Origin of the sequence: Stieleria sp., from assembly GCF_041595215.1 — a bacterium.
Lineage (GTDB): Bacteria > Planctomycetota > Planctomycetia > Pirellulales > Pirellulaceae > Stieleria > Stieleria magnilauensis.
In genome coordinates this window covers 1-7,841 of sequence record NZ_JBFHKV010000325.1, presented here as the reverse complement: position 1 = coordinate 7,841, position 7,841 = coordinate 1, and the positions used below count along the sequence as shown (strand labels likewise).

4 protein-coding genes and 1 pseudogene are annotated in these 7,841 nt (G+C 58.9%); all 5 read right to left on the bottom strand.

Translation table 11 applies throughout. The features are described 5' to 3' along the window. On the bottom strand, nt 1-1,907 hold a 1,907-nt coding region (locus ABX749_RS14175), incomplete at its 3' end, for a PAS domain-containing protein (RefSeq protein ID WP_372896549.1). Beyond that, entirely contained in the window at nt 1,904-2,662 is a 759-nt protein-coding gene (locus ABX749_RS14170; RefSeq protein ID WP_372896548.1) for a class II aldolase/adducin family protein, read from the bottom strand. The genes ABX749_RS14170 and ABX749_RS14175, both read right to left, overlap by 4 nt. A gap of 184 nt (nt 2,663-2,846) precedes the next feature. Further along, nucleotides 2,847-4,658, bottom strand: a complete 1,812-nt coding sequence (locus ABX749_RS14165; protein ID WP_372896547.1) for an L-fucose isomerase — start codon at nt 4,656-4,658, stop codon at nt 2,847-2,849. 149 nt (nt 4,659-4,807) lie between these two features. Further along, nucleotides 4,808-6,679 carry an alpha-L-fucosidase gene (locus ABX749_RS14160; RefSeq protein WP_372896546.1) on the bottom strand — a complete coding sequence of 624 codons (1,872 nt, stop codon included), beginning with the start codon at nt 6,677-6,679 and terminating at the stop codon, nt 4,808-4,810. A gap of 153 nt (nt 6,680-6,832) precedes the next feature. Beyond that, a pseudogene (locus ABX749_RS14155) lies at nt 6,833-7,841 on the bottom strand (dehydrogenase); the annotation flags it as partial.

The window sequence follows — 7,841 nt, the reverse complement described above, 5'->3', positions numbered from 1 at the left end:
TCCATGCCGGCGTCCAAGCAGCGTTGCTCATCGGTCGCCATGGCATGCGCGGTCATCGCGATAATCGGCAGATGGGTTGAAGTGCCGTGTTCTCGCTCGCGAATCAGCCGCGTCGCCTCGAGCCCGTCCATCTCGGGCATCTCGACGTCCATCAGAATCAGGTCGAAGGCATCGCCGGCGGAAAGTTCGACTGCCTCGCGGCCGTCCATGGCCACCGAAACGTCGTGTCCCAAATCCGCAAGCATCATGGTCGCAACCTTCTGATTGGTCACGCCGTCTTCGGCAAGCAGGATTCGCAGTGGATGCCGAGACTTGGCGGCTTGGGTTGATGTTGCCGACGGGGCCTGGCCGGATGGTTCGTTTCCGGTGGAATCGACGACGGGAAAATTGAGCGTGAACGAAAACGTGCTTCCTTGTCCCACCTCACTCTGCACGTCGATCTGCCCGCCCATGAGTCGGACCAGGCGTGCGGTGATCGCCAGTCCAAGCCCCGTGCCTCCGAACCGTCGTGTCGTCGACTTGTCCGCCTGCTCGAACTCCTCAAAGATCACGTCCAGTTTGTCGCTCGGGATGCCGATGCCCGTATCGCTGACGGCAAATCGAATGCTGACTTGATGGTCATCGCGATGTGACTCGTCACGCTCAACCGGCTCGACACTCAACGTCACTTGTCCCTGCGAAGTGAACTTGAGGGCGTTGCCGATCAGGTTGACGAGAACTTGCCGCAATCGGACAAAATCGGCGAGCACCAGTTTGGGAAGATTTGGGGCAACCTCGCAATGCAGGCGAATCGCTTTTTCGTCGGCCCGTACCGAAAGCATTCGGATCGTGCCGCGCGCGCATTCGGCGACGTCGCCCGGGGTCGGGTCAAGCTCAATGCGGCCCGATTCGATTCGCGAAAAATCCAAGATATCGTTGAGCAAACTCAGCAGACTTTCACCGGATTCGAGAATCGTCTTGGCTTGTTGGGTTCGCAAGTCGTCGAGTCCTGCGCGGACCAGTAACTCGGCCATTCCGATGATGGCGTTCATCGGCGTGCGAATTTCATGGCTCAAATTCGCGACGAATTCGCTTTTGGCACGGCTCGCTGCTTCCGCGGCCTGTTTGGCTCGTTCCAGAGACTCAGCGGTGGATTTTAATTCAGAGATGTCGCGTGAGATGCCGAACGTGCCGACGATCTGGCCGTTTTCATCGCGAAGCGGCAACTTGGTCGTCGCGACCCAGGTCTCGCTGCCGTCGGGCCAAACCGCATGTTCTTCCCGCCCAAGGATGTTCTGCCCGGTGCGTATCAGTTTCAGCTCATCGTCTCGAGCGGCCTCGGCATACGCTTGGGGAAAGTAATCGTTGTCGCGTGTTCCAATCGCATCAGACGGCGTCGCCAGGCCGAGCCGATAGGCGTGAGCGCGGCTGACGCGTAGGAACCGGCTGTCGAGGTCTTTGAAATAGATGAAGTCAGGAAGGTTGTTCAGGATCATGTGAAGCAGAAATCGCTCCTGCACCAACTGGGCTTCGGCCATTTGATGATCGGTGACGTCCCAAAAGATGGCCTCGATCCCAACGATGTTGCCCTGAGGATTGCGGATCGGCGATTTGCGGACCTTGACGAGCCGGCTTTCCGAACCCGCATCGTTGTCTTCGATCTCCGTGATGGTTTGACCGGACTCCAGCACCCGTCGGTCGTCGTCGTGATACTTTTGTGCCAGATCGTGGGGAAACAAATCAAAGTCGGTCTTGCCCACGAGTTCGTCGGCAGGCAATCCCAATCGGTTTGCCAATCGTTTGTTGACGTAGGTGAACTTACCGTGCAGGTCCTTCAAGACCACGTAGAACGGCAATTCGTCGATGAACGAAACACGCAACCAGTCTGGAATCCCAGGTGGTAGTTCGTCATCGGACTGTTCGGTCATAGCTTTAACGCTTGTTGGCGGTAGTGTTCGTCGATTCGATTGGCGATCCGATTCACTTCAGCGGCGTCCATGAAAACCGGTCCGCCGAGTGCGGCGGCCCCGGCAAAGATCTCGGCCGCTTTGTGAGCCATCAACATGGCGGCTTTGACCGCACCGGGCGTTTTGCCGATCGTGATCAGGCCATGGTTGTGCAACAGGATCACGCGCGGCGGGACCCCGAATTCATCCAGGAACGCTTGCGTCTTTTGACGAATCACCTGTGACAATTTCAGCCCGGGGTCGACGTACGGGATGGAGACAGACTGTGCCCCACAACAAACGACTTCGTCGGGAAACAACCGCTGCGTCGCGAATTGCTCGGCCAGCGGCGAGCAGAGGATTCGGTTGACCGCGATGCTGTGCGTGTGACCGACGAATTCGATCCCCGGCAGCGACAACAGGTAGGCGTGAAAGAGTGTTTCGACGGACGGTTTCTTCGCGGTCGAATCGACGCGACAGCCGAGCAGCCGATCCTCGATTTCCTGGTCACCGATCGCGTCTTCGTCCAGCATCGGCAGCAGCGCATCAAACCGGCAGGCGACCGCGTCGTCGACGCCGAGTGTTCCCAGGCAACTGCCACTGGCTTTGACAAAAAAAGTCTCCGCGTCGATCTTCGCCGACGTGTTGCCTTCGCCCAGGATCGCCAGTTGCCGATGTTCCTCACCCAGGAAGTGAGACAGTTCGAGCATGGATTCGAGGATCTGTTGTTGATTCATCACGTCTGTTGCCCAGCATGGGGTGGTAAAAGTATATCGTAGCCACGCTCGCCGGAGCGTGGTGGGGCCACCGCCGGGTGACGGCAGCGACGCGGTTGTCAGATCACCCGGCATCGACGACGCTTCGCAGCAAGCGGGTGCTTTCGTGCTGCGCTCGCAACGCAGGGAAAACCATCCGCAGCGGCTATTTACGTCCGTACAGCGGTCCAAAGTTTTCGCAGGCTCGAAAGTCGGCGCCCTCCAGATCGTCGGTCCCGAATGCATTCCAAGCACTCGGCCGGAAAACTCGGGCCCGATCGACGTTGTGCATGTAGACGGGAATCCGAAGGATCGACGCCAAGGTCATGAACAGGTGGCCGACGTGACCGGCGGTCATCACACAGTGGTTGGCGCCCCAGTGATTCATCACTTCGTAGGTCGATGTGAACGCGCCGCGACCGGTCAGCATCGGAGCGAACCAGGTCGTCGGCCAGGTCGGATTGGTACGCTGATCCAAGGTGTCGTGGACGTCGTCGGGCAGTTCGATCGTGTGTCCCTCGGCGATCTGCAGGGCGGGGCCAAGCCCATCGACCAGATTGATTCGCGTCATCGTCGCCGGCATGCCGCCGCGTGTTTTGAAGCGGGTGCTCATGCCGCCGCCGGGGAAGTACTCGGTGATCGACGGATGCCACGTCGTCGCCTTGAGGCACTTTTCGACTTCGTCGTCGGTGATTTCCCAGAACGGCTTCATCGTCGGCGTGCCATCGGCGGCGGATTGTTGGCCGGTTCCGTCGAGCGCCGCCGGACCGGAGTTGATCAGGTGCAGCAGACCGTCGCTGGCCGGCCCATCAAGCTGATAACCGTCACAGACCGACGCCACCGCGTCAGGGCTCCAGTACGTCCGCAGGTCGGCAAACACCTGAGCCGAATTGGTCAGCAGGTGACCGAACAACATGGTCGCCGCATTCATGGCGTCGTTTTCGGTGGCAACGATGTACGGGGCGCGTTTGCCGTTCCAGTCGAACGAGGTATTGAGGATCGCTTCCATGAAGTCCCCGTTGGGAAAATGATCCGTCCATTGACGCTGGCCTTGGAAACCGGATGCGATCGCGCCGTGCCCGTGAGCCTGTTCATTCAGTCCCATCTCGGCCAGTTTCGGGTTGCCGACCATCAAGTCGCGGGCGATCAATGCCATCTTCACACCATCGGACCACTCGCTGTCGAGTTGTTCGCGCGAGCGTTTGGTGGCATCGCTGTTGTAATCGTCGCCTTCGGGGCAGTTCTCTTTCACCCAGCCGAGCGCCGTTTCGTATTCGGCTTGATCGAATTGGCCCTTGTTCATCCGCCCGATGAATTCGCTCATGTCGATGTCTTCGACACGCATGCCCAGCCATTTTTCCCAGAACGAGTAGTCGACCATCGAACCGGCAATGCCCATCGACGTTCCGCCCATCGACAGGTAGGACTTGCCACGCATCAATGCCGCGGCCAGACCGCAGCGGGCGAAATCTAGAATCTTCGTTTGCACATCGGCAGGCATCGCCGCGTCTCCGGCGTTCTGGACGTCGCGTCCATAGATGCCGAATGCGGGGAAGCCTTTTTGAGAATGTCCGGCCAGGACCGCCGCCAGATAAACGGCTCCGGGGCGTTCGGTACCATTGAAACCGAACACCGCTTTGGGGCGTAGCGGGTCCATGTCCATCGTTTCCGATCCGTAACACCAGCACGGGGTGACCGTCAACGACAGCCCCACGTTCTCGCGACGAAACAGGTCTTCGCAGCGGCTGGCTTCCGCGACGCCGCCGATGCATGTCTCGGCAATCACACATTCGGCCGGCTCGCCGTTGGGATAGTGGACATTGGTGGTGATCAATTCGGCCACTCGTTTCGCCAGATTCATCGTCTGGTCTTCGAGCGATTCACGGACGCCGCCGAGTCGTCCATCGATCGTGGGTCGGATACCGATCTTGGGGAGGTTGCCGTTCCAAACGCTGGGAGATGATGAAGGTGTATTCATGGTGGAGGTTTTTGGACGATTCCCTTTTGCCGGAGAACAGGTGGACCGCGAATCCGAAGATGGCGATGTTGGTAAAGCAAGCTTTTGGCAAGTCGAATGATACAGCAACGGCTGCCAAAGCTCGACCGGTGAATGTTATCGCGTGGCGATCAATCGACGTCTGTTTTGCTCACGCGTTTCAGTGTCAATTGTCTCAGATTCATTGGCTGCCACGAGCCGGGTGTGGGGATGACGCGGACACTCTTCCGCCCGGCCTTGCTGATCTGGATCGTGCCCAGATCTCGTTGGGCGTAGCGACCATAGCTGCCGGTCGAAGGGACGGACGCGGAGAGCTGTGAATCGTTGACCGACACTCGGAATTCGGTCTGCGCTTCTTGCACGGACATCACGGCGGAAACCTGGTAGACGCCGGGGTCGCGAATTTCGATCTCCCACTCGACCCAGGCTTGGTCGTCCAGCCAGTACCCGACGTGCGGGATTCCGTCGTGTTCGCGAAGGCCGGCATCGCGACTGCCTTCGTTGTTGTGAATGAAGGCTTTGTCGGCAAACAGTTCCAGCACACCGTCTTTTCCAGGTGTGGGCAGCAGCGAACGGACTTCAGGTGTTCCGCTGACGACCAACTTAATCACGCTGTTGTTGTCGTCCGGCGGATCCGCAGGCACGCTGACCAAAACACCGTCGTCGACCGTCTGGGTGGAAAGGTTTTGACCACCATCGAGAAGACTGGCTGATCGGACGTCGTTTTCCAACCCGCGGACGACCAGCTTGCCGTCTTGCGGCCAGTCGAACACGTGCAAGTACAGCACCGTTCCGTCACCGGTGGCTTTGGCCGTGCAGCGTCCCCAATCCGGCTCGCCGATCGGGCTGGCCGTCGTGCCGTAAATCGATTCTCCGTTGGTTTGCATCCATTGTCCGATGTGCTCCAGTCGTTCGACCGCCTGGGGCAACAACGTGCCCTTTCCCGTCGGGCTGACGTTGAGCAGATAGTTTCCGCCCTTGCTGGCGATGTCGGCCAGATTTTGAATCAGCGTGCGGGTGGATTTGAAATTCGTGTCGGACTTTTTGTATCCCCAGCTGCCGCTGATCGGCATGCAGACCTCCCAGTCTTTGCCTTGCGGTGCTTGCCGGGGAATGTTGCGTTCGAACGTTTTGTAGTCGCCGGGAAAGTCTTCTCCCAATCGATCGTTGGTCAGGACGTCAGGTTGCAGCTTGGTCAGCGAGTGCAAACTGTTGAACGCTTCTTCGCTCATCGCCCGCGGCGTGTCCCACCAAAAGATGCCGATGGGCCCGTACTCGGTGAGCAGTTGCCGCACTTCCGGAACCGCCTTCTCACGCACGTATTGGTCACTGCTGACGCGTTTGATGCTCTTGTCCCAGCTGTTGCCGAAGCCACCCGGATGATGCCAGTCTTGAGCCTGGGAATAATAAAACCCAAACTTGATGCCCTGTTTTTGGCAGGCCTCGGCCAGCTCCTTCATGATGTCGCGGCCAAAGGGGCTGAAGTCGACCACGTTGTAATCGGTCGCTTTGGAGTCGAACATCGCAAAGCCGTCGTGGTGCTTGGCCGTGATGACCAGGTACTTCATGCCCGCTTGCTTGGCCAGTCCGACGAACTTGTCGGCGTCAAAGTCGACCGGGTTGAATTGCTTGGCGTATTGTTCGTATTCGGCGATCGGAATCTTTCCGCGTGCCATCATCCATTCGGCGCTGTTGGGCAATTCCTGGCCTTTGTATTGACCGCCGACGACCGAGTAGACGCCCCAGTGCACGAACATGCCGAATTTTGCTTCACGCCACCACGCGATCCGCGAGTCGTTCTCGTCCGGCGTTACTTCGGTGTGCTGCGCAGGCGGTTGTTGGGCAGTTGTTGGTTGGGCGTTTGCCTGCTGTGCGTTGACATCGTGCGGAGCCGTGTGACAGTTGACGAGGACCACAGCAAACGCGGCGAGCAGTCCCTGTCGCGCCGAACGCAGCAGACGGGACGACGGATGAAATCGCGACTGGTTAATTCGATCAGGCATTCGCTTCACTTTACGAGGATGGTTTCGTCGGATGCGTCTCGGTGGCAGCAATCCGGCGGTTGCATGAACGAGACCGAATGTAGGCACATGACGGTGTTTTTAAAGAACGTTTTGCGTCAATTGAGGCGGGGAATGCGACACCGTGGGTTTCGATCAAAGCCCGCCTTCGGGTTGCAATCTGGTTTTGCCCAACGTCTTGAGCTCGACGCGAAGCCCAACGTCGCGGCGTTTTCGGTCGATCAAAAACGTGATCGCATGCCGACCGCGCTCCAAATGGATCGGGGCTTCAAGGTCATCGATCCGCCGGTCGTCGACCCACAGCCCTAAGCCGTCGCTGGAGTTCAAATCCAGCTGAACGTCGCCTGGGACGAGCACGTTGACGAATCCGCGGGCGAAGACCGTTTCGGAATCGGGCCAATCGGCAACCGGCAGCTCGCCACGCACCATGCTGTAGGCCGGCAACCAATCGGCATCGCCGTCAGGCAGCGTCGCTTGGTCGGGATCTGCAAGGTCGGGGGCTGCAAGGACACGCCATTTGCGGATGACGGGACTCTCGTCATTGGCATAGTCACCCTGCTTTCCGAGAACCGAAATAAATTTGACCAGATCAAGAAACTCATTGCGGTCCTTCAGCTGGTCCGCCAGTCCCGCCGGCATCAGCGACTTGGCGGGAATTTCCGCTTCAATTTCATCCGTCGCGAGACGGACTTCTTGGCCGAGCGCCGAGGAATCGCGGAGCACCACTTCTTGCTCGTTGCGGAACGTCACGATCCCGGTTCGCACGTTGCCGCTGTCCAGCAGAAACGCTTTGGTTTCATAGTGTTCGGCGATCGCCGCATTGGGACTCAGAATCGACTCGACCAAGTACTTGGTTTTGGCGGCGGCACCGACCGCAACCAAATTGGGACCGATGACCGGTCCGGCCGGTCCGATCGCGTGACACTGGGTGCAGGACAACGATTTGCGGCGGTAGATCAGCTCGCCGCGCGCGGCGTCGCCAAGTGTTTCCGCGTCGGCCGCCAGCGACTCAATGTCTTCGGCCAACAGTTCGTTCGTCAGCGAGCCGGATGTCGTCGAGGGCTGGAAGACGTTCTCAAGCGTGTCGCTCAGCAAACCACTTTCGCGATGGAACTGGCTGACACGGTCGATGACCAACGGATGA